Here is a 24,661-nt window from a genome sequence, read left to right on the forward strand (position 1 = left end):
CTCGACGGGCTCGGTGGCCCGTTCGCGTGCCGGGGTGGCTCACGATCGTCATCGACCTGCCTACTCAGGGGGTGGACGGCCCGACACCGCCGCCTCCCTGCGGCGCCCGTGAGAGCGCTCTCTCAGGTAGGCGGGCTTGTATCAAGCCGCGAAGAATGTGTTGGGTCGTTTGTACCTCGCCAACCCCTCCCGGCGCTATGTCCACGGCCGCCCCTCTTGCCGGAGCGAGGCACGCGGCCCGTTGCCGTCCCGGGCCGTCGCGCGCCCCCGTCGGCGGCGACGGCCCCGCGGCGCGAGGAGGCGTCACAAGAGGTCGTGCAGCTCCCGCAACAGCTCAGCCGTTGCCCAAGGGGGCAGGGCCTGCGCGCACAGAATCTCCATCACGTTTGTGTAGAGGTCGACGTCCTCGCGCTTGTCGATGTAGAGCGCGCTGTTGAGCTGTTCGAGGTAGACCAGATCGGGAAGGTCCGGCTCACCGAACCGCAGGATGGTGAACGAGTGACCGACCAGAGCATGGGCGTCGGCACCGTACGGAAGAACCTGGACGGTCACGGTGGAGCGTTGCCCCATCTCCATGAGGTGCCGCAACTGCCCCCGCATCGTCTCGCGTCCCACTGTGGGGCGCCGGAGAGCGCTCTCGTCGATCACCGTCCATACTCTCGGGCCTTCGGTTTCCGACAGAATCCGCTGACGCTCTCGCTGCAGGTCGACCCGGCGGTCGATCTCCAACGGATGCGCGCCTGGATTGGCAAGCGTCAGGTACGCCTTGGCGTACTCCGCCGTCTGCAGGAGAGGGGGGACGGCGTGCTCCTCGTAGCCCCGGATCACCGCGGCTCCCTCTTCCAGCCCCAGATAGGCGTTGAGCCAGGGCGGCAGGACGTCGCTGTACTTGTGCCACCAGCCCGGGTTGTTGGCCTGCTTCACCAGGTCGAGGAGTGCCGCGCGCTCATCGGCGTCCGTCACGCCGTAGAACGTCAGGAGATCGGCGACGTCCCGCTCCTTGAAGGGACTCCGGCCCAGCTCCAGACGGCTGATCTTGGATTCGCTGCCTCGGATGAGATGTCCCGCCGCGGCGCGGGAGATGCCTTTCGCCTCACGCAGCCGACGTAGCTGGGCGCCCAGTGTGATGCGCAGGACAGTCGGTCCGCTTCCCGAATGACCGCGATCCCCGTCGGCCGGCCATCCGCTTCCTGCGAGTACCGCCGCCATCAACTCTCTCCCGCGCAGATGACCTGACCTGGGAAACCACGCCTCTATGAGGGTCCGCGCACGTCAAACCGCCCCGGGCTCGACAGTACGCCATCGAATTGTCCGGCGCCCATGGTAACCGAGTCTGCCGCGCCAACCGCCGTGCACGTGCATATAGCCGCTCATAAGCAGGTGCAAACCCCTGATAGGCCCGACCGCGCCCGTCGGCCGAGCGCGATGCCAGGAGAAGCGCAAGGTGAAAGGAAGGGTGAGGCCGAGCGGATCGACGAACGGCCTGTCCGTGTTCGGCACAGAGGGGCAGCGGATCGCATGACCCGACCGCGGCATCCGCCATCGCCCCGCACACGCTCTTCCTCACTGATTCGGTATGAGCTGGGAATCCGCGTGGCGACAGAGTCCTGCCCAAGGCCGATCAGGCTCAGGCCGGCAATCCGGAAAGCCCTCCGGCCCGATAGAGAAGGTTATGCACGTGCATCTGGTCGGTCATACTCACGTGCAGATGGCGCTTGCACGGAGGTGATCGCTGGTGGAGGATAAGCGCCATCGAGCGTGGCACCGTGTCGAAGCCATGCAAAAACGAACGGCCCCCCGTGGTCAGACAGAGGGCCGTTCCCGCTCAGTCCCCGCGCTTCCACCGCACGAAAGGACATGAACCGATGTTGAAGATACCCCCTGCGCCTGGCGGTCGGCGCGTCCCACCGGCCATATCGCCGAGATCACGGGCCGGGAGTTCGGCCAGGGTCTCGGCCACGGCCTCGGGCGCGGCCTCGTGAGTCGCCGGCACAGGACACCGCCGGGAACGACGGACCATCCCGGCGGGAGGACCGATGAGTCCATGGGCCAGCGGAGATGCCGGGTGGTGCGCAGGCGCGTGGAGGGCAGCGGGCCTTACGAGGGACGTCCCCCGGCACTGCTCTCTTCCCGCGCTCTCCTCCTCGTGTTCGTCTCCGTGCAGACCGGGGCGACCGTGGCGGTCAGCCCGGCGCTCGCGCTCCCCATCGGCGTCGCCCTCACCACGCTGGCGCTCCTGCACAGGCTGACAGGCTCCTGAGGGCACTCGACCCCCGAGCATCGGCCAAGAGGGTACTGCTGGTGCTGATTCACCGCCGGTAGCGGTCGACGGCGTCCGGCTGACCGGCCAGACGCCGTCCCGACCTGAAAAATCGCCGGAAGTCGCGGTCAGTCCCGGGTGTGAATCATCGAAAGGGCTTTCTCGGTCACCGCCATCCACATCGCGAAGGCGGCGCAGCCGCCCTCGAATGCGACGAGCCGCGAATACCATTTCTGGTCTGTCCCTTCGGCTTGCACCACCGTACGGAGCAGTAACAAGCCACCGGTGAGATTGGCGAGCCCCCAAACAAGGTTGACCATCGGACCGGAATTCCTGCCGAACGGTGTCAGGTGCCGGCGTCCCGTCACCGCCGTCCCCAGATGAGGTGCGCTGTTACTCACCAGCAGTCCGGCGGTGAACGCCCGGGCGTTGGGAGACAATCCCATCAGTCCTCCGTCCCGGCCGCATTCACCCGGCCGGTCCATCCGTCGTGGGAAATCACGTTCGTACGGAGTCATCCGCCTGAACAGGATGCAGGACCGAGCCGTTTCCGGGAGCGTTATCGGTGCGATTCGCCCTGCAGCGGCCTGCCGGGCGGTCGTTTCTCCGACGTCAGCGAGCGAATTTCGCGATGGCGGCCGGCGTGACGGGGGTGAAGAAATTGACGAGGTTGCCGTCAGGGTCGCGCACCAGGAGCGACCGGTTGCCCCACGGCATCGTGGTGGGTTCCTTCACAAGCTCCGCGACGGACCCGGCCAGGTTCCGGTGGACGCCGTCCACATCGTCGACGAGGAATTCGATGATCACCGAGTGGTTGCCGGCCGGACGGGCCGCTCCGGGCGCGAACAACGGAACGGTGCGGGTGCTACCGATCGCGAGGGTGGCGGACCCGGTCCTGATCTCTGCGAAGTCCTCGCCGGACGAGTCGGCCCGTACACCCGTGGCCCGCTCGTAGAAGCCGACGAGGCGCGCGAGGTCGTCTGTGATGACGCGGATCGAGACGAAATCCATGAGAGATCTCCTTGGTCTGCGGGGCCTACGCAGGAGAAGTTACGTCGAATACCGGACAGAATCGGCCCACTATCGGCACTAAGTTGTGGTGTATGGCCCGGCCCACTCAGCGCGTGCTCACCCTGCTCGAACTCCTGCAGTCGGGCGGCATCCGGACGCTGGCCGAACTCTCCGATCGGCTCGGCGTGGATGAACGCACCGTGCGCCGGTATGTGGACCACCTCATCGACCTCGACGTGCCCGTCGAGTCGGTGCGCGGCCGATACGGCGGATATCGGCTCGCCATCGGATACCGGATGCCTCCACTCATGCTGAGCGACGACGAGGCCCTCGCCGTGCTGCTCGGCCTGGTCGCCGCCCGCCGGACGGGGTTGGCGACGACGACGGGCGCGGCGAGCGAGACGGCGGCTGCGAAGATCCGGCGGGTACTGCCCGAGCGGCTCGCCCGTAAGGTCGACGCCGTGCTCGAATCCCTCGCCTTCACGGCTCCGCCCGGCGAGTTCCCCGCCCCGCAGACCACGGTCCTGCTCGCCGTGGCCGATGCGGTGCGCCACCGTCGGCCGATCTCGATCCGGTACACCACCGCCGACGGCCGGCGCAGCGAACGCACGCTGCACCCGTACGGGCTCGTCGCCCACTCGGGCCGGTGGTACGTGACGGGTGCGGATCCCGGGGCCGGCGAGGACCGGACCTTCCGGCTGGATCGCATCGCGGACGCCAGAACCCTGCCCGGCTCGTTCGAGCCGCCGACCGCCGGGATCGATCCGGCGCAGCGCGTCCTGTCAGGGCTCGCAAAGGCCCCTTACCGGCACGAGGTGATCCTCAGAATCCAGGGGACGGTCGAGCAGATCCGCACCAGGTTTCCCGCCAGTGTCGCGATCGTGGAGGAGCCGCCACTGACAGGGGGCGTGGCTTCGGAGACCGAGGGCTGGCTCCGCGTCGAGGTGCGGGCGGAACGGCTCGACTGGCTGCCTCCGCTGCTGGCGTCACTCGACCGGCGGTTCGTCATCGAGCGACCGGATGAGCTGCGCACCCTCGTCATCGCCCTCGCCGACCGGCTCGCGGCCTCCGCCGGCCGGCGGACCTGATCCGCTGATTGCCGGGCAGGCACGACCCACCCGGCAGATTCGCTCCCCCCGTCGTCAGGCCTGTCTCAGTGGCCGTGTCCCTGGAACTCGGCTCCGGCGTCCGCTCGGGCCGGCAGGAGCACGGCGGTGATCACCACGGCCAGGGACAGCACCGCGCCGATGACGAAGGCCAGCCGCATGCCGCCCAGGTTGGCGAGCACCTCCGTCGTTCCCGCGGACCTCAGGGCGTCGGCCCGCGCGCTCATCACGGTGATCACGAGCGCGGTGCCAAAGGCCGCGGCGACCTGCTGCAACGTGCTCAGGATCGAGCTGCCGTGGGAGTAGAGGTGCGGGGGAACCGCGCCGAGCCCGAGGGTGAACACGGGGGTGAAGGTCGCGGCGAGGCTCACCATCAGCAGCGCGTGCAGGCCCAGCAGCTGCCAGTACGGCATGGTCATCGTGACCTGGGTGAAGCCGGCGAGCGCGAACATGATCCCGACCGCGCCGGGAACGACCAGAACCCGGCCGCCGAACCGGTCGAAGAGGCGGCCGACGGTCGGGCCGAGAAGCCCCATCGCGAGGCCGCCCGGCATCACGAGGAGGCCGGTCTCCAGGGGGCTCAACTGCCGGACGTTCTGCAGGTACAGCGGCAGCAGGATCATCGCACCCAGCATCGCCATGAAGGAGACCGACATGAGGATCAGCGCGATCGTGTAGGTGCGGTGCCGCAGGGTGCGCAGGTCCATCAGCGGCACGCCGCGCTTCTGCAGCGACAGCTGGCGGACGACGAAGACGGCGATGGCGATCAGGCCCGCCGCCACGATCGAGGCGGCCACGCGGACGTCGCCGCCCTCGAACTGGCTGAGCCCGTAGACCAGGCCGCCGAAACCGGCGGCGGCGGTCACCACGCTCAGCCAGTCGATGGCACTGGCCTGGGTCTCCCCGACGTTCCTGAGCTGCCGCAGACCGCTCCACGCGATCAACGCGGCGATGGGGAGCACCACCGCGAACAGCAGCCGCCAGGACCCGAGCTGGAGGATCACTCCCGAGACCGCCGGGCCCATGGCGGGCGCGACCGAGATGGCCAGCGTGACGTTGCCCATCACACGGCCGCGGTCCGACTCAGGCACAACCTGCATCAACGTGGTCATCAACAGCGGCATCATCACGGCCGTCCCGGACGCCTGGATGATGCGGGCGCCCAGCAGCATCTCGAACGACGGCGCGACGGCGGCCAGCGCCGTGCCGAGCAGGAACAGTCCCATCGCGGTGGCGTACGCACCACGGGTGGACACCCGTTGCAGGAACCACCCGGTGATCGGGATGACGGCCGCCATGGTCAGCATGAAGGCGGTCGACAACCACTGCGCCGTCTGTTCCGTGATGTGCAGTGCGCCCATCAGCCGCGGAATCGCGTTGATCAGGAGCGTCTCGTTGAGGATCACCACGAACGTGGCGAGCACCAGCAGCCGGATCACGGGCGGGGTGCGCCCCGGAGCCGCGGCGGTCACAGGCTCGGCGGGTGAATCAGTCTGAGCGATTGACACGGTACCTCGATCAGGGTCGTCGGAACATGACGCGGGCATGGCTGGAGCCCCAGCCTTGGGCTCCGCAAGAAGTTGCGTTCATGGAAAGCCTGACGGACACCACCGACAAAACTCATCGCCCAAGCACAGAGTTACGGCACCTGCCATGAAATGTCACATGGTTTTCACCTGGCGGCGGGCACCGGCACCCCGGAAGCGACGCCTTCGGCGCCGCGGCACCGCCCGCGCCGAGCCAGGCCGCTCACGCCGTACGCGCGTCCCATATATGCAGATCAGGAACATCACCCGGAAGGCCGTCAGCCTGGAGGGATGGACGATGCGCGACAAGACGAAGCAGGCGGGCCACGTCTACACGTTCGGCGCGGTCACCCTCAAGGCCGGAAAGACGATCGTCCTCCGCACCGGCAGGGGCAAGGACACCTCCACCACCCTCTACTGGGGACGTAGTGGCGGCGGGACCTTCGCCTACATCTGGAACCAGGACAAGGACACCGCCTACCTGCGCAACCCCAGCGGCAAGCTCATCGACTCCTGCTCGTACAACAACAGCCGGGCGGCCTTCGTCAACTGCTGAGCGCGCGGGGCGCGCGGTTGCCCAGCCACGCGTCTCGCGATCCCGTACGATCCGGTCGATCGCCCCGCGGGCAGCAAGTCGGTGACGACATCTCCGGGCACGCGGGCGGCGGCGGCCGTGAAATTTACACCTGCAGTGGTGCATCGCCATCGGACCCCATGTCCTCCTGAGGGCCGCCGATCCCGCCTGCGCTCGCCGAGCTCCCGGGGTTTCCGAGTTCCTGCCCAGGACGCCGCAGCGGCCCTGGCGGCAGGCCACCCCGCTGATCGCCGCCTTTCCCAGCAGGGCTGGAAACCTCGAAAAGTTTCGAAAAACCTGCCGTCGGCATAGCCGCAGGCGGAGGGCCGACTATCGCACTCCTATCTCCCCCAGGGCGCACCGGGAGCGAAACCACTGGTGGTTGGAGCTCTTGACGTACAACAAGCCACTTCCTATGGTCTGCATTACTTTCGTAACAACCTCGAAACTTTCGGTCATCCTCCGTACGAAGATGGAGTCGTCGTGGTCAACCGAAGCCGGCGTCCACGCGGGCCACATCTTCTCGCAGCTCCACCGGCCGCGATGGTTCTCCCGCCGGCCGGCCGCGCCTGCTCGCCGTACCGCGCGAGCGCCGCGTGAGCGCAGTCATGTGCCCGTCGGGCGATCGGGCGCGGCTCTGTTGGAGACGAGCGTCGCCATCCGCGCACCTCCCGACACCGGTCCGGCGGGGCTGACCTGATCCACAACAGCCATCAGATCCCTGTTTCCAACCCGAGGAGTTCCTGTGGTTCGTTCCGCACTGTCCATCGGCGTCCTGAGCGCCACGGTCCTGCTGGGCGGGGTGGCTCTCACCAGCTCGGCCTCCGCCGAACCGGGCGCCGCCGCTGCCGCCCCGTCCAAGGCCGTCCGCTACCCGGCGGACTCGCTGCGCGCCCTCGGCGACCGGATCGGTCTGCGCATCGGCACCGCCGTGAACATGGACGAACTCGGCAGCAACACCGACTACACCAAGATCACGGCTGAGCAGTTCTCCAGCGTCACCCCGGAGAACGTGATGAAGTGGCAGCTGGTGGAGCCCACCCGCGGCACCTACGACTGGGCGCCGGCCGACCGGCTGGTCGCCTTCGCGAAGACGAACAAGCAGCTGGTCCGCGGCCACACGCTGGTGTGGCACAGCCAGCTGCCCACCTGGCTCTCCTCGGACGGCTACACCACCACGCTGTCCAACAACGAGCTGAAGGCCCTGCTCAAGAAGCACGTCCAGGACCAGGTGAAGCACTTCAAGGGCGACATCTGGCAGTGGGACGTGGTCAACGAGGCGTTCGACGACGACGGGAAGCCCCGCGAGACCGTCTGGTTCAAGGCGTGGGGCGGCCTCGGCTACATCGCCGACGCCTTCCGCTGGGCGCACGAGGCCGACCCGAAGGCCCTGCTGTTCTACAACGACTACAACCTCGAGTTCACCGGGCCGAAGAGCAACGCCGTGTACGACTTCGTCAAGACGCTGAAGGCCCAGCGTGTGCCCATCGACGGCGTCGGCTTCCAGGGCCACCTCGACACCCAGTACGGCTTCCCGGACCTGCAGAACAACCTGCAGCGCTTCGCGGACCTCGGCCTGAAGGTGGCCGAGACCGAGGTGGACGTCCGCACGTTCACGCAGGCCGCGCCGAATGTGAACACCCCGACCGACCCGCTGGCCCCGTACGCCCAGGAGAGCTACTGGTCCCGCGCCCTGAAGGCCTGCCTGGCGGTGCGCGAGTGCATCTCGTTCACCCCGTGGGGCTTCGGCGACACGTACTCCTGGATCCCCGGCTGGTTCGACAACCCGCAGGAGGGTGCCGCCCTGCTGTACGACGCGGACCTGAAGCCCAAGTCGCAGTACTACGTGATCCAGCAGGACCTGGCACTGGCCGCGGGCGCGCCGCGCCGGAACGGCCCGGGCGCCGGCCACTGACCGTACCGACAGGAATGGGGCCACACTCCACGAGTGCGGCCCCATTCGCCGTACCTGGTTCATCCGATAACTCTATATAGGTAGAGTATCGGAGGTGACCCGGACACGGCGTTTCTCTCCCCAGGCGGAAGCGGTGCTGCGCGCGCTGGCGGCGGACCCTTCCGAGTGGCGTTACGGCTACGAGCTCGGGCGGGAGGTGGACCTCAAGGCCGGCTCCCTGTATCCGATCCTGATGCGGCTGGCCGACCGCGGGCTGCTGGAGTCGTCCTGGGAGGAGGCCCCGGTGGCGGGCCGCCCTCCCCGGCACCTCTACCGCCTCACCGGCGCGGGGCTGGCGGTCGCCGCCGAGGTGGCGGCGAAGGCCGCGGCGCGCTCGGCCGCCGAACAGGACAGGCCCGGCACACAGGGTTCCCTGCGCGGTGCCTGGTGAGCCGCCCCAGAGGCGACGCGGCGGGGCGGCTCCTCGCCTTCGCGCTGTGGCTCCTGCCTGCCGCCCGGTACGACTGGGGACTGGCCATGCGGGCCGAGCTCGCGCATCTGGAACAGCCCGCGGCACGCCTGCGCTTCGCGCTCGGCTGCGTCCGAGCGGCGGCGGTGCAACCGGTGGCACTGCGCCGCCTGGCCCTTTCCGCCGTCGTGGCCGGCGCGTTGGCGCTCCTGCTGGCGGGAGGCGTCACGTACCCAGCCGCCCGTCTCGAGCTGACCGGCCTGTTGTCGGTCGTGGTGCTGCTGGCCTGGCGGGGAGCCAGGCCCGGGCTGCTGGGTCCGGTGCGGCCTTCGAGGACCGCCCGGGTGGTGCGGACGACGGGGTTCGCGGTCGCGTCCGCGTACCTGGTGATCGCCTTTCTGGACCATCGCGGTCCCCAACCGCTGGGACCCGGCGACGGCCTCCTGCCGGCCATGATCACGCTCGTCCTGTACCTCGTGGTCACGCTGGCGCTGACCGCGCGTGCGTCCACGGCGAGTTCTGTGACCCTTGTGTCCGGCATCGTCGCCGGTCTGGTCGCGGGACCGGCGTGTTTCACGCTCCTGCCCTTCGAGCGTGCTCTGCCGCCGCTCGCGGAGCACCTGCCGGGCCACGGGATGTGGCTGTTCGCGGCGGTCGTGGCGGCGCCTGCGGCGGCGATGATCGTGGTCGCCCGGTGCACCCGGGACGCCCTCCAGAGCGTCGTCGCCCTGATGTGTGCGGGAGCCGTCTGCGCCGGAGTGGTCGCCGTACTGGGTTACGGCGCCTTCCTGCTCTTCCCCGACCAGATGCCGAACCTGGTTCCGCTCAACGCGGGGCCTCCCGACGTCCGCAGGGCGTTGTCCAGGCTGGAAGCAGGCGACGAGTACGTGGCCGCCCTGATCTGGGGCTGCCTGCTCGTGGGGGTGCTCAGCTCGTTGATCCGCCCTGCCGTCCGGCGGTGGACCCGCGTCCTGCGCATGGTGACGCTCACCGGCGCGTGCCTGGTCCTCATGGCCGCGCCGACCGGACACGTGGACGCGGCCGTCGCCGCCGTCCTCGCCGCCACGACGACAGGGATGCTCACCCTGGTCAGCACGAGGCACGATCTCCGTCGCAGCGGTACCACGGCCCGCATCACATCCGGGTGACCGATTACTGAGTTCCCGGCACACAGAGAAGCCGGCATCTCTGCACGGACGGATTGACGAGGCAGCTCACCCCTTCGCCTTCATCCACCGGAGGGGGCTTCCAGTCATCCGTGATTGCGGCGGCTCGACAGAAGGAGCAGGCGGGACCAGGTCGGCGGGTGCGGGCGGGACCGCGGCGGCGGGCCAGGGCCGGGCGTTCAGGGCCTCAAGAGCCTGGCGGGCCATGGCCAGCTTCTCGTAGACGAACAGGACTGGATGGCCGGCGGCCATCGTGACCGCGATGCGCAGGGCGGCCTGCGGTCCTTCGGCGGTGGCGAGGCCGATGCCGGGCCGGGCCCGGCGCATGGCCGCGGTGATCAGGCCGGTCATCTCACCGGGCCGGCGGCCGCGCTTGTCGGCGTCCTCGTAGACGACGACCCGGCCGAACCACGCGGCGACGGCCTCGGCAGAGCGGGCCACCAGGTCGTCGCGGCGGTCGCCGGGCAGCGTGATCGCGGCCACGGGCTCGCCGCCCCAGACGTCGTTGATCATGCGGCCGGTCGCGTCGAGCGCGGCGGCGTTGTGGCCGTAGTCCACGATCACCGGGCCGCCGCCGGCCAGGTGGACGTGGCCGCGCCCCGGGTTCGACTCGCCCGGCGTGAACGTGCCCAACGCGCGCCGGATGTCCTTGGCGCTGACCCCGAGCCCGCGGCAGGCCGCCACCGCGGCCAGCGCGTTCGCGATCACGTGCGGGGCGAGCCCGCCGAACGCGCCGGGCAGCTCGGCCACGCTGAGCAGCGCCAGCTCCCGGTCCGCATCGAACTCGACCAGCTCGCCGTCGCGAAGCTCGTAGGCCAGCCCGCCCGCCCGCCGGTGCCGTTCGGTGACCGGGTTGCCGTTCACCAGGCTGAAATACCTGATCACGGACGCGTGCCTGCGCACCCGCGTCCGGTCGGCGAGCGCGGCGACCAGCGGGTCGTCGGCGTTCAGCACCACGGTCCCGCCCTCGCGAACCTCCTCGGCGACCAGCGCCTTCACCTCGACCAGCTCGTCGAGATCTTCCACGCCGTCCGCGCCCAGGTGGTCGGCGGTGATGTTGGTGACCACGGCCACGTCGGCCTGGTCGTAGCCGAGCCCACTGCGGATGATCCCGCCACGCGCCGTCTCCAGCACCGCGGCATCGATGCTGGTGTCGTCGAGCACCATGTCCGCGGACCGCGGGCCCGAGGCGTCGGCGTCGTAGACCAGCCGGCCGCCGGAGTAGACCCCGTCCGTGGTGGACATCCCCACCCGCATCCCGGCCTTGCTCAGGATGTGGCCGATCATGCGGACCGTCGTGGTCTTCCCGTTGGTCCCGGTGACCGCGACGACCGGGACCCGAGATGGGGCGCCGGGCGGGTACAGGCTGTCGATCACCGCGCCGGCCACGTCCCGCGGCGCCCCCTCGGCCGGGGACAGGTGCATCCGCAGCCCCGGGCACGCGTTGACCTCGATCACGGCCCCGGGCTCGGCCCCGCCGTGACCGGCCGCGCCGCACCGCATCGGTGCCGCGATGTCGGCCAGCCGCACGTCGATGCCGCAGACGTCCAGGCCGACCACGGCCGCGGCCCGGCGGCACATGTCGGCCACATCCTCGTGCACGAGGTCGGTCACGTCGCGGCTGGTTCCGCCGGTGGACAGGTTCGCGTTCCGGCGCAGGGTCACGAGCCGGCCGCGGGCCGGGACCGACGCCGGGCCCAGGCCCTGGGCCTCCAGGTTCGCGAGCGCGCAATCGTCCAGTTCGATCTTGGTCAGCTCTCGGGAGTGGCCCTCGCCCCGGCGCGGATCGGCATTCACCACATCGACGAGCCGGGTGATGTCGGAGGCACCATCGCCGGTCACCGAGGCCGGCCGCAGCTCGGCCGCGGCCACCACCTGGCCGTCGACCACCAGCACCCGGTAGTCGGTGCCGGGCACGAACTTCTCCACGATCGCGCCCTCGCCGTCGGCCGCCGCCTGGGCGTAGGCCACCGCCGCGGCCGCGGCGGTGGTCACGCCGACGGTCACGTTGGCACCGTGGCTGCCGTGGAGCGGCTTGATCACGACCGGCCCGCCGAGCCGGCCCACCGCCCCGGCGGCGTCGGCCGCGCTCCAGGCCACCACCCCATCGGGCACCGGGATGCCCGCCTCGGTCATCAGCTGCTTGGCCAGCATCTTGTCGGCCGCGATGTCCACACCGATCACCGACGTCCGCTCGGTCAGCGCGGCGTACACCAGTCGGCGATAGCGCCCGTAGCCGAGCCGCAGCATGCTCAGCCGGCCGACCCGGCGCACCGGTATCCCCCGGCGGCGGGCCGCGCCCGCGAGCGCGGCCGTGCTCACGCCGAGGCGCTCCCGCTCCACGACCCGAGCGATCCTGGCCAGTTCGAGCGGCAGGTCGGGGATGCGTTCGCGAAGAATGTGCTTGACCGTGGTGATGGCCAGTTCCAGCAGCTCGGCCGGCACCGAGGACTGCGCGGGCTCGTCCTGCGGGCACTCGGTCATCACGTCGTAGCGGCCGTCGGCGCCGGCCCACAAGGTCCGGCCCAGGTGCACATCGCGGCCCACCAGGCTGGACAGCTCCAGCGTCACGTGCTCGGTGACGTGGCCGAAGTAGGTGCCCCGGCCCATCGCCTCCAGGAACCCGCCCGGACGCCCGGCCGCACAGTGGTGCTCGGCCAGCCCGGGCAGGGCCGCGGTCAGCCGTCCGGCGAAGCCCGGGTACTCGGTGGTGTTCCGGCCGGTCAGCTCCTCGAGCTCGAGCCGCGCGACGGTGACCGGCCGGGTGCTGAACGAGTTGGGTCCGCTCAGGTGACGCAGGTCGTCGAGACGCACGTGACACTCCCCAAGGGTTGAGCAGATGAAGGGCTGGCGGTGATCAGTACCGGTCGTGCGCGGGCCCGATGGTGACCTCGCGGGTCGCGATGTCGAAGACGCACCCGGCGGGCAGCAGGTGCAGCCGGACGCCGAACAGGGTGATCGGGTCTTCGTCCCCGGCGGCGTGGATGACCGTGGCGTTCCGTCCGTCAGCCACCGTGGCCACGCCGGCGCCGAGCACCTCGAAGCGGGTGCCGTCGACCAGGATCCCGGTGTTCTCGCCGATGCCGACGCCCAGGTACTCCAGGTCCAGCGCCATAGCGCTGAGTAGCCGGGGGAGCCGGCCCCGCTCGCTGAAGTGCATGTCGATGATGAGCTCCTTCGGGAGCAGGCCGAGCCCCGGGCCGGTGCGGACCGTGGCGGCGGACACGCCGGGGCCCTCGCCGCCGAGGATCATCGTGCGGCCCATGGCGGTGGCGCCGGCGCTGGTCCCGGCGATGACCGCGCCACCCGCGCGCAGCCGGTCGCGCAGGATCTCGTTGGCCCGCGAGCCGACCAGGGCGCGCAGCCGCGACTGGTCGCCGCCGGAGAAGAACACGCCCGTGGCGTCGCCGAGGAGCTTGGCCGCGTTGTCGCCGTCCGCGTCGGAGCGCCCGCGCAGCCGCAGTTCCCTGGTGTGGTCCACGCCGAGCTTGCGCAACACCCGCTCGTAGTCGGCGTGCACCTCCTCGGGCGCCCCGGTGGCCGTAGTGACCAGCACGATCCGGGCCGCCTCGCCGCCAGACAGCTCCACGAACCGTTCGAGCAGCCCGGAACCGTGGCACTCGGCGCCCCCGATGACAAGCAGGCGGCCCGGATCGCCAGGTTCATCCCCTTCGTCCGTGTCCATGCTGCCTCCTCGACCAGTTGTTACCCTGAGGCGTCGGATATCATCCGAGAGCAACCAGTTCGGCCCGCATGGACCGATTTGGGAGCGCAGGTGCTCGCGTTACTCGGACGCGGGGCGCCGCAAACGTGCCGGCCGTGCCCTATCGTTCCTCCTTGATCTGGGCGTGCCTCCGCACGTGGTCCGCGAGATCGTTCGGGCCCGTACCGCGGTCAGCGGTGCTCGGCCGGTGACGACCGCCGTTCGCGGTGGAAGTGCACCAAGGCACTGGATCGACCGAGGCAGCTGGTCCGGTGTCGGCCACCATGAGCGCACAGTCGGCATCCGAGCAGGTTCCCCGCCACCGACCGCGCCGTGGTCGGCGAAAACCGTCATCGGGTGGAACCCAAAGGTCTGTCGCCCGAGTCGCGTGTGTGGGTGTGCGGAATCGAACTCGCGCAAGCCGCCGTCATCGGATCCGGTGTTCGACAAGCAGGTCCAGCCCGGGGGGCCGGTCGTCGCGGAGGGTGGGCGAACACCGTCCGGGTAAGCAACCGAGCTACGGCGATTCGACGCACCCCGGGTGCGCCGGGCCGGGTCGCCCCGGCATCGACGATGAACGACTCCGGGCGGTCATACCGACGGCCCACGATGATGAGCAGGAGGTGAACCCGTGAGTGGGGCAACCGGCAGGGTGGCATTGGTGACAGGGGCCAGCAGCGGAATCGGTGCGGCCACCGCGCGTCTTCTGGCCGCGCGAGGAATGCGGGTGGTGGTCAACTACCTCCGCAGCGGCATGGCAGCCGAGGAGGTCCTGGTCGGCATCGAGGCCGCAGGAGGCCAGGCCATGACCGTGCAGGCCGACGTGCGGGAGGCAGCGGCGGTCCAAAGCATGATCGAGCAGGTCCAGGCGGCATGGGGCGGCATCGACGTGCTCGTGCACAACGCGCTCACCCCGTATGTGATCAAACCGTTCCAGGACATGACGTGGGAAGAACTCGGCGGCAAGCTCGACGGCGAGATGCGTGCGGCGTTCGCGGTCACCAAAGCCGTCCTGCCCGCCATGACCGAACAGGGCTGGGGACGCATCATCTATCTCGGTGCTGGCCTCAGCCGCCGGCCCCGGGAGGGCATGCTCGCACTGGGTACGGCCAAGGCCGCGCTGGCGCAGTTTGCCCGGTACCTCGCCCAGGAACTGGGCCCGCGGGGCATCACGGTCAACATCGTCGAGCCCGGCCCGGTGGAAGGCACCCGCATGGCGGATGCGTTGGACGAGGACGACAAGCAGCGGCAGGTGGCCGCTACCCCCCTGGGCCGCCTGGCACACCCTGGCGACGTCGCCCAAGCGGTCGCCTTCTACGCCAGCGAGGACAACGCCTTCATGACCGGCACCACGGCTGCGGTCAACGGCGGGATGTCCATGTACTGACGCCCCGCTGTCCTGCGCCCACGGGGCCGTACCGTCCCGGTCCGGCCGACGGCCGGACCCCATCCGCACACCGTCACCTCGGCACCACGGGTCGCAGTGGCCGGCCCGCGGCACGTGCGGGCGCATGGCGGTGACACGATCAAGGAAAACGGTCATGTACACGATCGATCTCGCCTACGTCGGGCGGGGCCTGCACGAGGAACTGGTCGCCTACATCGCCGACCAGCAGGGCTACTACGTCGACGAGGGCGTCCACGTCGCGCTGCACGACGGATGCTCCTGGGACGAGGAGCGGCTGCGCCACGGCGCCACCATCGGGCTCGGCCGGGCTCTGCTGTCCCGACTGGCCGCCGGCATCCCGTGGGTCGCACTCAATGTCAATACCCACCGCCCGCTGTTCTGGTTCCTCGCCCGGCCCGGCCTGACCTCCCTGACCGACCTGGCTGGCCGAAGGCTGGCGGTACACGCCCCCCACACCGCACCGGGGTGCTTCTCCCGGATCGTGCTGCGCCAGGCCGGCCTCGACCCGGACCGCGACATCCACACCATCGTTCGCCCGCCCGGCGACTACGGCATGGACCTGCGCTGGCTGCACGACGGCAGGATCGACGCCGCCCTGGTCGGCAGCACCATGGCACCGGAGGCGATAGCCGCCGAGCACGGCTGGCAGGTGCCGGCCTGGGTCGGCGACCACTTCCAGATCCCCACCGTGGGCGTGGCCGTCGACCCCACCTACATCCACCCGGACGACCCTGCGGTCCAGGCCGTCGTACGAGCCCACCGGCGCGCCCTGCAGGTGATCCACAACGACCCCGACACCACGGTGCGGCACATCCAGACGTTCCTTGGCCGACACACCGCAGACGAAGCCCGAGCCCACCACGAGACGTTCATCGCACCGTATTTCACCGCCGACGGCCAAGCCGATCTCACTGTCGGCGCCACCGCGATCACCGCGGTCGCCGCCGAACTCGGCGTTCCCGCCACCGTCACCGCAGCCGACTTCTACCGCACCGCGACCATCACACCCTGAGCCCGGCGACGCCGGCGCTGCCGAGGCGCAGGCAGTACCTCAAGACCGCCCACGCGGAGACGCCGTGCCCTGCAAGCACTCACCGACCAAGCGTTCGACCACCTCGCCGCGTCCTCTCCGTCCACTCTGGGTGCCGGCAAGCTACTTGTGTGACCTGCAGTGATGCGGATCTGTTCACCGAGGATGGGCGTCTGCCCACAGTGCCGCATGATGGGCGCATATGCCTGCGCGCGGTTTCCTCTGCTGGCAGTCGCACGTCCGGGCCTACCAGGGGACATACCTCGAGATCCATTCCGCGTATATTCCACGGCCGAGGGCTGCTCTTGATGGCTTACGGCTGCACATGACGGAAACGATCAACGGCGTCTGAACCGAGCGAGTTCGCTGGTCAGACGCCGTTTTAAGAGGCTGAGCGGAGAGCGTGGGATTCGAACCCACGAGACCGGTCACCCGGCCTAGCGGTTTTCAAGACCGCCGCCATCGTCCACTAGGCGAGCTCTCCCTGGCGGCGCCTCATTCGAGGCGCCACGCCGCAGACTAGTCTCTCACCGCCCCGGACGTGACCGCGACCGGTGAAAAAGATCAGTCGACGGTCCTACAGGTGGTCCGGGATCTCGGAGAACTTGCGCTCCACCAGTGCCTGCGGGCCGGCGAAGCCGTCCCCGACGGAGGCGGCCAGGCGGAGGTAGGCGTCCCTGGTGGCCTGCTGGAGCCGGTCCAGGTCGATCTCCGCTCCCTCCTCCAGGTGCGGGTCGTACGGCACGCGGACGACCGTACGGCAGCGGGCGGCGAAGTGGGCCTCCAGCTTGTCGAGGTCGACCGTCGACTTCGACCGTGGCCGTACGCTGCAGAGCACCACAGTGGCGGACCGGACGAGGTCGCCGTAGTGGTGCGCCTCCAGCCAGTCCAGCGTGGCCGAGGCCGCGCGGGCGCCGTCCACCGAGGGCGAGCTGACCAGCACGATCTGGTCGGCCATGCCCAGCACGCCCGACATGGCCGAGTGCAGGAGCCCCGTGCCGCAGTCGGTGATGCAGATGGAGTAGAAGTTCTCCAGCACCTGCGCCACCGAGTGGTAGTCCTTGGCGCTGAACGCCTCCGACACCGACGGGTCGCGGTCGGACGCCAGGATCTCCAGCCGCGAGGGCGTCTGCGAGGTGAAGGCCCGGATGTCCACGTACCGCTTGATCTGGGCGCGTTCGTTCAGCAGGTCGCGTACGGTCGCCGACGTCTCCAGCTCCACCTTGTCGGAGAGCGTTCCACGGTCCGGGTTGGCGTCGACGGCGATGACGCGGTCACCGCGCACCTGCGCGAGCGTGGCGCCCAGGCCGACGGTCGTCGTGGTCTTGCCCACCCCGCCCTTGAGGCTGAGCACCGCGACCCGGTGATGCCCCGTGGCGACCGGCGTACGGGCGCGCTGGACGAGTTCGCGGCGGCGCCGCACCTCTGGGGCCTCGCCCGGCTTGATCAGCCCGGCGGAGGCCTTGTAGACCAGGCGCCGCCAGCCCGTCGCGGGAGCGTTCCTGCGGCCGCGCAGGAGGACGACCGGGTCGAGACTGTCGGCGTTCGGCTTGGACCCCGCCGTCTTGGGACCTGTGGCGCGCGCCGGTGAGTTGAAGGCGGAGACGGGCGGAGCGGGCCGCCGCGGCGACTGGTACGCCTCCCGCTCCGCGAATGCGTCCCGCTCCGGGACAGCCGGTGCATCCGGGATGACCGGGGCGGCCTCGGCGGTGGAGCGAGGCGGGGCGGCGGAACGAGCGGGGGCGGTGGGGTAGACGGAGGCGGCGGGGCGTTCCGGAGCCGGTTCGGGAGCCACAACGGGCTCCGGCGCCACGGCCTGCTCGGGCGCGGGGGGCGCCACCGGGCCCGGCTCGTACGGCTTGCGCTCCTCGACCGCCAGGTCGTCCCGCAGCGAGCCGGTGAAGCGATCGTCCGCACGCTCGGACCGCAGCGAGCCGGTGAAGCGATCGTCGGTGTGCTCGGGCCTCGGGGGCGCGAACGACGACGAGGCCTCCGAGGGGGCCGGAGGCTCCTCCGGCTCGGCGTCGGTGGCGTCCTCCTGCCGGACGGCCTCCACCGGCACCGCCGGCTCCAGCCAACCCCGCAACGGCTCCTTCGACGCGGACGGCGGGTCCGGCGTGTGACGCTTACGCGTCTCGGTGTCCGAGAACGCCCCGATGTTGTAGGAGTCGGTGTCCACGGGCGACGAGAACGCGCCACGCCCGAAGGCCCCTCCAGGCGAGGGGGTGGAGTGGTCGTCCTCCTCCTCCTCGTCCCGGCTCGCGGCCGGAGACTCCGGTGCCGGCGCGTCCGCCGCATCGCCGAGCTGCGGAGCGCTGACGGGCCCGGTCGACGTCCCCAGAGGCATGCCGAAGGACGCGGTCGGCGTCCCGAAGGAACTGTACGATTCCCCGCTCTCCGGCTCTGTCTCCATACTTCTGAACGAGGAGAACCGCACGGGACCGGTGGAGGACTCCACCGACCGGCCCTCTTCCCGCTCCTCACTTACGGTTGAGGATTCGTCGGAGCGTTCCGGCCTGACGGGTTCCGGCGGGGTGACGAAGGCCGTTTCGCCATATCCCGTGTCGTTCCCGTATCCCGAGTCGGTTCCATATCCCGAATCGGTGCCGTATCCGTAGTCGTACGCCGAGGTCGCGGCGCTGTCGCCGCCCTGATCACCCGAGCCGTACGCGGCGGAACCGCCGAAACCGGACTCGCGGATCGGGCCGGTGGACGACGCCTCCCGGGCCTCGGCGTCCTCCTGGACCGGTGCGCCGTACGCGGACTCGGTCGTGGCGCGGAACAGCCCGCCGGACGCGGGCTCGGCCGGGACGAGGCTCCAGGGGTCGGCGGGGTACGGCGAGGCGGCCTCGGGCTCGGCGGCGGGCGAGGGCGGTGGAGAGGCGAGGGTCGCGGACGTGACCGCGCTCACCGCTATCTCGACCTCGTCGGGCATCTCCTTGATCGCGTCCAGCCACGCGAGCTGGTCCTCCAGAGAATGGGGATCCTCACGATCATGTCTCGCCACCGAGTACCCCCTCGGGATGGGCTTATGGGGTAGCAATCACATTGAAGATTAGCGCCACGTAATCCGGTGAATGCGGGCAACCGCCCTAGTTCTCCGTCACGCTACTTTAGGTCACATGCGCGCGATGGTGATTTCCGAACCCGGCGGACCCGAGGTTCTGGACTGGCGGGAAGTGCCCGATCCACGTCCCGCCCCAGGTGAGGTGGTCATCGACGTCGCCGCCTCGGCCGTCAACCGGGCCGACCTCCTCCAGCGGCGCGGCCTCTACCCGCCGCCGCCCGGCGCCTCGGAGATCCCCGGTCTCGAGTGCTCCGGGGTGGTCGCGGAGGTCGGCGGGAACGTTCCGGGTATCGCCCCCGGCGACCGGGTCTGCGCCCTGCTCGCGGGCGGCGGGTACGCAGAGCGGGTGGCCGTGCCGTGGCAGCAGGTCATGCCGGTGCCCGAAGGGCTCCCGCTCGACGAGGCGGCCGCGCTGCCCGAGGTCGCCTGCACGGTCTGGTCGAACGTCTTCATGACCGCCCGCCTGCGGAAGGGCGAGACGCTTCTCGTCCACGGCGGCGCGAGCGGCATCGGCACGATGGCGATCCAGCTCGCCAAGGCGTACGGCTCCCGGGTGCTGGTGACGGCGGGCTCGGCCGAGAAGATCGAACGCTGCCGGGCCCTCGGCGCGGACGAGGCGGTGAACTACCACGAGGAGGACTTCGCCGAGCGGTTCGAGGGCCGGGCCGACGTCATCCTCGACATCATCGGCGCGAAGTACCTGGCCGGGAACCTCCGGGCCCTCGCCACCGGCGGCAGGCTGGTGGTCATCGGCATGCAGGGCGGCGCCAAGGGCGAGCTCGACCTCGCGGCGCTGCTCGCCAAGCGGGCGGCGATCCACGCGACCGGGCTGCGCCACCGCCCGGTGGACGACAAGGGCGTGATCTGCCGGGGCGTCGTGGAGAGCGTCTGGCCTCTGGTCACCGCCGGGGCCGTACGGCCCGTGGTGCACGAGCGGATTCCGCTCGACCAGGCCGGACGGGCGCACCGCATGCTCGAGGAGGGGGCCCACGTCGGAAAGCTGCTGCTGGTCAGGTGAGCTAGGTTGGGTCGGGTGAGCACCGGTGTGCCCCAGCGGAGTGAGTCAGGAGTTGTAAGCGATCGATGAACGCAGACGAGAGCACGCCGCAGATCGTGGTCGTGGGCCCGCAGGGCCTGTCGGTCTCCGGCGACGGTAAGGGCGGCGAGCACGAGGAGCGATCCGTCGCCGACCTGGTGGAGCAGCCCGCCAAGGTGATGCGGATCGGCAGCATGATCCGCCAGCTTCTGGAGGAGGTGCGCGCCGCTCCCCTCGACGACGCCAGCCGCAAGCGGCTCAAGGACATCCACCAGAGCTCGATCAAGGAGCTGGAGGAGGGTCTGGCCCCCGAGCTCGTGGAGGAGCTGGAACGGCTGTCGCTGCCGTTCAGCGACGAGAGCCCCACCCCGCCCAGCGACGCCGAGCTGAGGGTCGCGCACGCCCAGCTCGTCGGCTGGCTGGAGGGCCTGTTCCACGGCATCCAGACCACGTTGTTCGCCCAGCAGATGGCCGCGCGAGCCCAGCTCGAACAGATGCGCCGCGCCCTCCCCGGCGGCCTGAGCCAGGCCGCGGACGAGCAGGGCCACCGCGCCGGCGGCCCCTACCTGTAAGGGCCGCGAGGCAAGAGGTTCTCCAGCACCATCGCGACACCGTCGTCGTTGTTGGCCGCCGTCACGTGATCGACGGCGGCCAGCACGTCCGGGTGGGCGTTCGCCACCGCGTACGACGTGCCGGCCCAGGTCAGCATCGGCAGGTCGTTCGGCATGTCGCCGAAGGCGACCACCTCCGCCGGCTTGATCCCCCGCTCCTCCGCCAGTGTGGCCAGCGCCGTCGCCTTCGTCACCCCGTACGCGCTCATCTCCAGCAGCGCCCGGCCGCTGGAGTGCGTCGGGGTCACGATGTCGCCCACGATCTCCAGGGCCACGCGGACCAGTTCGTCGGGGTCCATCGCGGGATGCTGGGCGAGCAGCTTGGCGCATGGCAGGGAGGTCAGCGCGGCGGTCCCCACCTCGCGTCCGCACGACACCTCCCGGGAGTCCCAGCCGCCGAGGGCGTACGCCGCCTCGTGGGCGAAGTCACCCTCGTACTCGACCGAGAACGTCAGGCCCGGCACGTCCCGCCGGAGGCGGGCGACGCACTCCTCCAGGATGTCCGGGGCGATCAGATGCGACTCGACGATCCGCTCGGTGTGCAGGTCGTACACGAGTGCGCCGTTCGCGCAGATCGCGAGCCCGCAGTGCCCCACGGTTCCGGCGACGCTGTGCATCCACCGGGGTGGACGCCCGGTGACGAAGACGAGGGTGCCGCCGGACTTCTCCACCCGGGCGAAGGCGGCGGCCGTACGCGATGAGATCGTTCCGTCGGTACGCAGCGCGGTGCCGTCGAGATCCGTGGCGATGAGGCGGGGGCAGGTCATAGCAGGTTCCAGTCTGCACCGTGACCCGGCACGACCACCCCTCGACCACCCCTGGTGCGAGAAATCTGCCCCAGACGTGGAACACCAACGGGCTACATAGTGTTAGATGTGAAGGCGTTGTATTAGCTGTTCCCGTAGCGAAAACCAGTTTGACTGTATGAGCCACCCGGGGAGCTGTGCGACACACCGGGGGCCACGAGGTGTGGTCCCCAAGATTCACTTCCTTAGGGAGAGCAGTAATGGCTCAGGGAACCGTCAAGTGGTTCAACGCTGAGAAGGGCTTCGGCTTCATCGCACCGGACGGCGGCGAGCCCGACGTGTTCGTGCACTTCTCCGCGATCACTGGCAGCGGCTACCGCAACCTCGAGGACGGCCAGCGGGTCGAGTTCGAGGTCATCGCCGGTCCGAAGGGTCCGCAGGCGTCGAACGTCCGTGGTCTCTGACCTGACGTGACGAAGGCGGGGCTCGCGCCTGCGAGCCCCGCCTTTCGTATATCCGGGCTCAATCGCCGGCCCGGCCGCCAGGTCTGGTACCGCTCACATGAGGAGGCCTCCGTGCGTGAAAGTTTCACGCACGGAGGCCTCTTTCGGGTCCGATCGCCGATCCGGCGAAGAGATTTACATCACTCCTGACGCCCGCCCTCACTCGGCCAATCACCCGGCCCCTTCACCAGGCGCCGAAGAGGGCGGCCCGGCGGCGCGTCCCTAACGCGACACCGGCTCCAGAACGTCGAGTCCGACGTACGGCCGCAGCGCCTTGGGCACCACGACCGAGCCGTCCGCCTGCTGGTGGTTCTCCAGGATCGCCACGATCCACCGGGTGGTGGCGAGCGTGCCGTTGAGCGTGGCCACGTGCTGCGGCCTGCCGTCCTCGTCGCGGTAGCGCACCTTGAGGCGGCGGGCCTGGAAGTCGGTGCAGTTCGAGGTCGAGGTCAGCTCGCGGTAGCGGCCCTGGGTGGGCACCCAGCCCTCGCAGTCGTACTTGCGGGCCGCCGACGAGCCGAGGTCGCCGCCCGCCACGTCGATCACGCGGTAGGGGATCTCGACCTTCTCCAGCATCTCCTTCTCCCACGCGAGGAGCCGCAGGTGCTCCTCGTGCGCGTCCTCGGGACGGCAGTAGGAGAACATCTCCACCTTGTCGAACTGGTGGACGCGGATGATCCCCCGGGTGTCCTTGCCGTACGACCCCGCCTCGCGCCGGAAGCAGGACGACCACCCGGCGTACCGCATCGGCAGCGCCGCCCGGTCGAGGATCTCGTCGGAGTGGTACGCCGCCAGCGGCACCTCGCTGGTGCCGACCAGGTAGAGGTCGTCGGCCTCCAGCCGGTAGACCTCGCTCGCGTGGGCGCCGAGGAAGCCGGTGCCCTGCATCGACTCCGGCTTCACGAGCACAGGGGTGATCATCGGCGTGAAGCCCGCCTCGACCGCCTGCTGGATCGCCATGTTCAGCAGCCCGAGCTGGAGCCGCGCGCCGGCGCCCTTCAGGAAGAAGAACCGCGCGCCGGACACCTTGGCCCCGCGCTCGGTGTCGATCGCGCCGAGCAGCTCGCCCAGCTCGACGTGGTCACGCGGCTCGAAGTCGAAGACCGGCTTCTCGCCGACCTCCTCGATGACCACGTAGTCGTCCTCGCCGCCGGGGGGCGCGCCCTCCTCGACGATGTTCGGGACGGTCATGAGCAGCTCGTCGAGCTCGCCCGCCAGCGCGGCGGCCTCGGCCTCGGCCGTCTTCACCTGCGCGGCCAGCTCCTTCGCGCGGTCGAGCAGCGCCTGGCGCTCGTCTCCGGACGCGCGGGACACCGACTTGCCGATGCTCTTCTGCTCGGCGCGCAGCGACTCGAAGTTGTTGAGCGCGGCACGGCGGCGCTCGTCGAGCGACAGCAGGATCTCCACGACCGAGTCGTCCTCGCCGCGGACGCGCTGCGACGCCCGGAGCCGGTCCGGGTCCTCACGAAGGGTTCGCAGGTCAATCACGGCTCACAGGCTACCGGAGCCGGTGCGGCTCCCGTGTGTCAAGCGAGACCGGCGCGGATCTTTCCGAGCCACTGCGCGGCCTCGTCGAAGTCGCCGTCCGCCGTACCCGGCTTGACCTGCGTGGCGACCCGGTCGGCCCGGGGATAGCTGCCGAGGAAGCGCAGGTCGCCGCAGAGCCGGTGGAGCCCGGAGACGGCCTCGCCGACCCTGGCGTCCGCGATGTGACCCTCCAGGTCGAAGTGGAAGAAGTAACGCCCGATGCCGTCGCCGGTGGGGCGCGACTCGATCCGGGTCAGGTTCACCCCGCGCACGGCGAACTCGCTCAGCATCTCCAGCAGGGCACCCGGGTGGTCGTCGCGCAGGAAGGCGACGAGCGAGGTGCGGTCGGCGCCGGTCGGCTCGGGCAGCGGCCCCGGCCGGCTCACCTGGATGAACCGCGTCACGGTGTCGGAGCGGTCGCCGATGTCCGAGGCGACGGCGTCGAGCCCGTAGTACTCCCCGGCGATGGCCGGGCTGATGGCCGCGTCGTACGGCGAGCCGGGGAGGGAGACCTCCTGCGCGGCGGCGGCCGTGGAGGATCCGGCGATCACCACGGCACCGGGCAGCTCGCGCTCGATGAACCCCCGGCACTGCGTGTGCGCGGCGGGATGCGTGATGATCCGCTTGATCTGGGCCAGCTCGGTGCCGGGCCGGACCAGCAGGGCGAACTCGACCGGGAGCAGCACCTCGCCGGTGATGTGCAGCGACCTGCCCTTGGCCAGCTCGTCGAGGGTCTGGGTGATCGCCCCCTCCACCGAGTTCTCCAGCGGGACGACCGCGCCGTCGGCCGCGCCGTCGCGGGCGGCGTCGAGCGCGGCTCCGACGTTGGCGCAGGGCAGGCGCTCGGCGTCGGGCGCCAGGAGTCGCAGTGCCGCTTCACAGAAGGTGCCCTGCGGCCCCAGGTACGCGAGCTTCGACATGCCGTCCAGAGTATCCGCAGGTATCGGCTGTGAGCGCGCCGAATCACCTTCTGTGGAAAACCTGAGGCGATCGCACTGCCCACCCGGCTGCCGCGCACACCCTC

21 protein-coding genes and 1 tRNA gene are annotated in these 24,661 nt (G+C 70.2%); 11 read left to right on the forward strand and 11 right to left on the reverse strand.

Annotated features, from left to right (window positions below; genetic code table 11):
- Nucleotides 1–303: 303 nt before the first annotated feature.
- The gene (locus HHX33_RS02240) at nt 304–1,209 is read right to left on the reverse strand and encodes a helix-turn-helix domain-containing protein (RefSeq protein WP_182873063.1); all 906 of its coding nucleotides are present in this window, start codon (nt 1,207–1,209) and stop codon (nt 304–306) included.
- Between the two features lie 835 nt (nt 1,210–2,044).
- Here HHX33_RS02240 and HHX33_RS02245 point away from each other — a divergent pair.
- Complete coding sequence (locus HHX33_RS02245) at nt 2,045–2,260, forward strand: hypothetical protein (protein WP_182873064.1); 216 nt, start codon at nt 2,045–2,047, stop codon at nt 2,258–2,260.
- A 128-nt stretch (nt 2,261–2,388) separates the two neighbouring features.
- On the opposite strand, the gene HHX33_RS02250 is transcribed toward HHX33_RS02245, so the two are convergent.
- Nucleotides 2,389–2,706: a hypothetical protein gene (locus HHX33_RS02250; RefSeq protein WP_182873065.1), complete on the reverse strand. Its 318-nt coding sequence runs from the start codon at nt 2,704–2,706 to the stop codon at nt 2,389–2,391.
- A gap of 166 nt (nt 2,707–2,872) precedes the next feature.
- The gene (locus HHX33_RS02255) at nt 2,873–3,271 is read right to left on the reverse strand and encodes a VOC family protein (RefSeq protein ID WP_182873066.1); all 399 of its coding nucleotides are present in this window, start codon (nt 3,269–3,271) and stop codon (nt 2,873–2,875) included.
- Nucleotides 3,272–3,363: 92 nt separating this feature from the next.
- Here HHX33_RS02255 and HHX33_RS02260 point away from each other — a divergent pair, with 92 nt between their 5' ends.
- Nucleotides 3,364–4,359 (forward strand): helix-turn-helix transcriptional regulator, encoded by a 996-nt coding sequence (locus HHX33_RS02260; RefSeq protein ID WP_182873067.1) that lies wholly within the window; start codon nt 3,364–3,366, stop codon nt 4,357–4,359.
- Between the two features lie 65 nt (nt 4,360–4,424).
- Here HHX33_RS02260 and HHX33_RS02265 read toward each other — a convergent pair whose 3' ends face one another.
- Nucleotides 4,425–5,849 carry an MDR family MFS transporter gene (locus HHX33_RS02265; RefSeq protein ID WP_310738209.1) on the reverse strand — a complete coding sequence of 475 codons (1,425 nt, stop codon included), beginning with the start codon at nt 5,847–5,849 and terminating at the stop codon, nt 4,425–4,427.
- 193 nt (nt 5,850–6,042) lie between these two features.
- On the opposite strand from HHX33_RS02265, the gene HHX33_RS02270 reads away from it, so the two are divergent.
- From HHX33_RS02270 to HHX33_RS02285, 4 genes are all read left to right on the forward strand, one after another.
- Nucleotides 6,043–6,459 (forward strand): lamin tail domain-containing protein, encoded by a 417-nt coding sequence (locus HHX33_RS02270; RefSeq protein ID WP_396783937.1) that lies wholly within the window; start codon nt 6,043–6,045, stop codon nt 6,457–6,459.
- Between the two features lie 763 nt (nt 6,460–7,222).
- Entirely contained in the window at nt 7,223–8,392 is a 1,170-nt protein-coding gene (locus tag HHX33_RS02275) for an endo-1,4-beta-xylanase (RefSeq protein WP_182873070.1), read from the forward strand.
- Nucleotides 8,393–8,486: 94 nt separating this feature from the next.
- The gene (locus HHX33_RS02280; protein ID WP_182873071.1) at nt 8,487–8,822 is read left to right on the forward strand and encodes a PadR family transcriptional regulator; all 336 of its coding nucleotides are present in this window, start codon (nt 8,487–8,489) and stop codon (nt 8,820–8,822) included.
- Nucleotides 8,819–9,988 carry a hypothetical protein gene (locus tag HHX33_RS02285; RefSeq protein WP_182873072.1) on the forward strand — a complete coding sequence of 390 codons (1,170 nt, stop codon included), beginning with the start codon at nt 8,819–8,821 and terminating at the stop codon, nt 9,986–9,988. The genes HHX33_RS02280 and HHX33_RS02285 overlap by 4 nt, the downstream gene beginning before the upstream one ends.
- 66 nt (nt 9,989–10,054) lie before the next feature.
- Here the strand turns inward: HHX33_RS02285 and cphA are convergent, their stop codons facing one another.
- Both cphA and HHX33_RS02295 read right to left on the reverse strand, forming a co-directional pair.
- Nucleotides 10,055–12,820, reverse strand: a complete 2,766-nt coding sequence (cphA, locus tag HHX33_RS02290; protein WP_182873073.1) for a cyanophycin synthetase — start codon at nt 12,818–12,820, stop codon at nt 10,055–10,057.
- A 43-nt stretch (nt 12,821–12,863) separates the two neighbouring features.
- Nucleotides 12,864–13,691 carry a cyanophycinase gene (locus HHX33_RS02295; protein ID WP_220501383.1) on the reverse strand — a complete coding sequence of 276 codons (828 nt, stop codon included), beginning with the start codon at nt 13,689–13,691 and terminating at the stop codon, nt 12,864–12,866.
- 679 nt (nt 13,692–14,370) lie between these two features.
- Between HHX33_RS02295 and HHX33_RS02300 the strand changes: the two genes are divergently transcribed.
- Nucleotides 14,371–15,096: an SDR family NAD(P)-dependent oxidoreductase gene (locus HHX33_RS02300; RefSeq protein ID WP_220501384.1), complete on the forward strand. Its 726-nt coding sequence runs from the start codon at nt 14,371–14,373 to the stop codon at nt 15,094–15,096.
- 154 nt (nt 15,097–15,250) lie between these two features.
- A complete protein-coding gene (locus HHX33_RS02305; RefSeq protein ID WP_182873075.1) occupies nt 15,251–16,129 on the forward strand; it encodes an ABC transporter substrate-binding protein in 879 nt (292 codons plus the stop codon).
- Between the two features lie 413 nt (nt 16,130–16,542).
- Here HHX33_RS02305 and HHX33_RS02310 read toward each other — a convergent pair.
- A tRNA-Ser gene (locus HHX33_RS02310) sits at nt 16,543–16,631 on the reverse strand.
- Between the two features lie 93 nt (nt 16,632–16,724).
- Nucleotides 16,725–19,154 (reverse strand): AAA family ATPase, encoded by a 2,430-nt coding sequence (locus HHX33_RS02315; RefSeq protein WP_310741170.1) that lies wholly within the window; start codon nt 19,152–19,154, stop codon nt 16,725–16,727.
- A gap of 115 nt (nt 19,155–19,269) precedes the next feature.
- On the opposite strand from HHX33_RS02315, the gene HHX33_RS02320 reads away from it, so the two are divergent.
- A complete protein-coding gene (locus HHX33_RS02320; protein ID WP_182873076.1) occupies nt 19,270–20,232 on the forward strand; it encodes an NAD(P)H-quinone oxidoreductase in 963 nt (320 codons plus the stop codon).
- A 65-nt stretch (nt 20,233–20,297) separates the two neighbouring features.
- Nucleotides 20,298–20,822, forward strand: a complete 525-nt coding sequence (locus tag HHX33_RS02325) for a bacterial proteasome activator family protein (protein ID WP_117409853.1) — start codon at nt 20,298–20,300, stop codon at nt 20,820–20,822.
- Here the strand turns inward: HHX33_RS02325 and HHX33_RS02330 are convergent.
- Nucleotides 20,813–21,628: an HAD family hydrolase gene (locus HHX33_RS02330; protein ID WP_182873077.1), complete on the reverse strand. Its 816-nt coding sequence runs from the start codon at nt 21,626–21,628 to the stop codon at nt 20,813–20,815. The two genes, HHX33_RS02325 and HHX33_RS02330, sit on opposite strands and share 10 nt — an antisense overlap.
- Nucleotides 21,629–21,867: 239 nt before the next feature.
- Here HHX33_RS02330 and HHX33_RS02335 point away from each other — a divergent pair, with 239 nt between their 5' ends.
- Nucleotides 21,868–22,071 carry a cold-shock protein gene (locus tag HHX33_RS02335; protein ID WP_041952879.1) on the forward strand — a complete coding sequence of 68 codons (204 nt, stop codon included), beginning with the start codon at nt 21,868–21,870 and terminating at the stop codon, nt 22,069–22,071.
- A gap of 261 nt (nt 22,072–22,332) precedes the next feature.
- Here HHX33_RS02335 and serS read toward each other — a convergent pair whose 3' ends face one another.
- Nucleotides 22,333–23,598 carry a serine--tRNA ligase gene (gene serS / locus HHX33_RS02340; protein ID WP_182873078.1) on the reverse strand — a complete coding sequence of 422 codons (1,266 nt, stop codon included), beginning with the start codon at nt 23,596–23,598 and terminating at the stop codon, nt 22,333–22,335.
- Nucleotides 23,599–23,636: 38 nt separating this feature from the next.
- Nucleotides 23,637–24,557, reverse strand: coding sequence for a prephenate dehydratase (gene pheA, locus HHX33_RS02345; RefSeq protein WP_117409856.1), 921 nt, complete (start codon nt 24,555–24,557; stop codon nt 23,637–23,639).
- Nucleotides 24,558–24,661 lie beyond the last annotated feature (104 nt).

The organism is Microbispora sp. H10670 (assembly GCF_014161385.1).
GTDB classification, from domain to species: Bacteria; Actinomycetota; Actinomycetes; order Streptosporangiales; family Streptosporangiaceae; genus Microbispora; species Microbispora triticiradicis.

Excerpts from the sequence above, each read along its gene's own strand:
- HHX33_RS02245 (WP_182873064.1), top strand. The coding sequence starts at position 2,045 with ATGGGCCAGCGGAGATGCCGGGTGGTGCGCAGGCGCGTGGAGGGCAGC.
- HHX33_RS02330 (WP_182873077.1), bottom strand. The coding sequence starts at position 21,628 with ATGACCTGCCCCCGCCTCATCGCCACGGATCTCGACGGCACCGCGCTG.
- pheA (WP_117409856.1), bottom strand. The coding sequence starts at position 24,557 with ATGTCGAAGCTCGCGTACCTGGGGCCGCAGGGCACCTTCTGTGAAGCG.
- HHX33_RS02270 (WP_396783937.1), top strand. The coding sequence starts at position 6,043 with ATGGTTTTCACCTGGCGGCGGGCACCGGCACCCCGGAAGCGACGCCTT.
- HHX33_RS02255 (WP_182873066.1), bottom strand. The coding sequence starts at position 3,271 with ATGGATTTCGTCTCGATCCGCGTCATCACAGACGACCTCGCGCGCCTC.
- HHX33_RS02305 (WP_182873075.1), top strand. The coding sequence starts at position 15,251 with ATGTACACGATCGATCTCGCCTACGTCGGGCGGGGCCTGCACGAGGAA.
- HHX33_RS02325 (WP_117409853.1), top strand. The coding sequence starts at position 20,298 with ATGAACGCAGACGAGAGCACGCCGCAGATCGTGGTCGTGGGCCCGCAG.
- HHX33_RS02335 (WP_041952879.1), top strand. The coding sequence starts at position 21,868 with ATGGCTCAGGGAACCGTCAAGTGGTTCAACGCTGAGAAGGGCTTCGGC.
- HHX33_RS02295 (WP_220501383.1), bottom strand. The coding sequence starts at position 13,691 with ATGGACACGGACGAAGGGGATGAACCTGGCGATCCGGGCCGCCTGCTT.
- HHX33_RS02320 (WP_182873076.1), top strand. The coding sequence starts at position 19,270 with ATGCGCGCGATGGTGATTTCCGAACCCGGCGGACCCGAGGTTCTGGAC.
- HHX33_RS02260 (WP_182873067.1), top strand. The coding sequence starts at position 3,364 with ATGGCCCGGCCCACTCAGCGCGTGCTCACCCTGCTCGAACTCCTGCAG.
- HHX33_RS02240 (WP_182873063.1), bottom strand. The coding sequence starts at position 1,209 with ATGGCGGCGGTACTCGCAGGAAGCGGATGGCCGGCCGACGGGGATCGC.
- HHX33_RS02250 (WP_182873065.1), bottom strand. The coding sequence starts at position 2,706 with ATGGGATTGTCTCCCAACGCCCGGGCGTTCACCGCCGGACTGCTGGTG.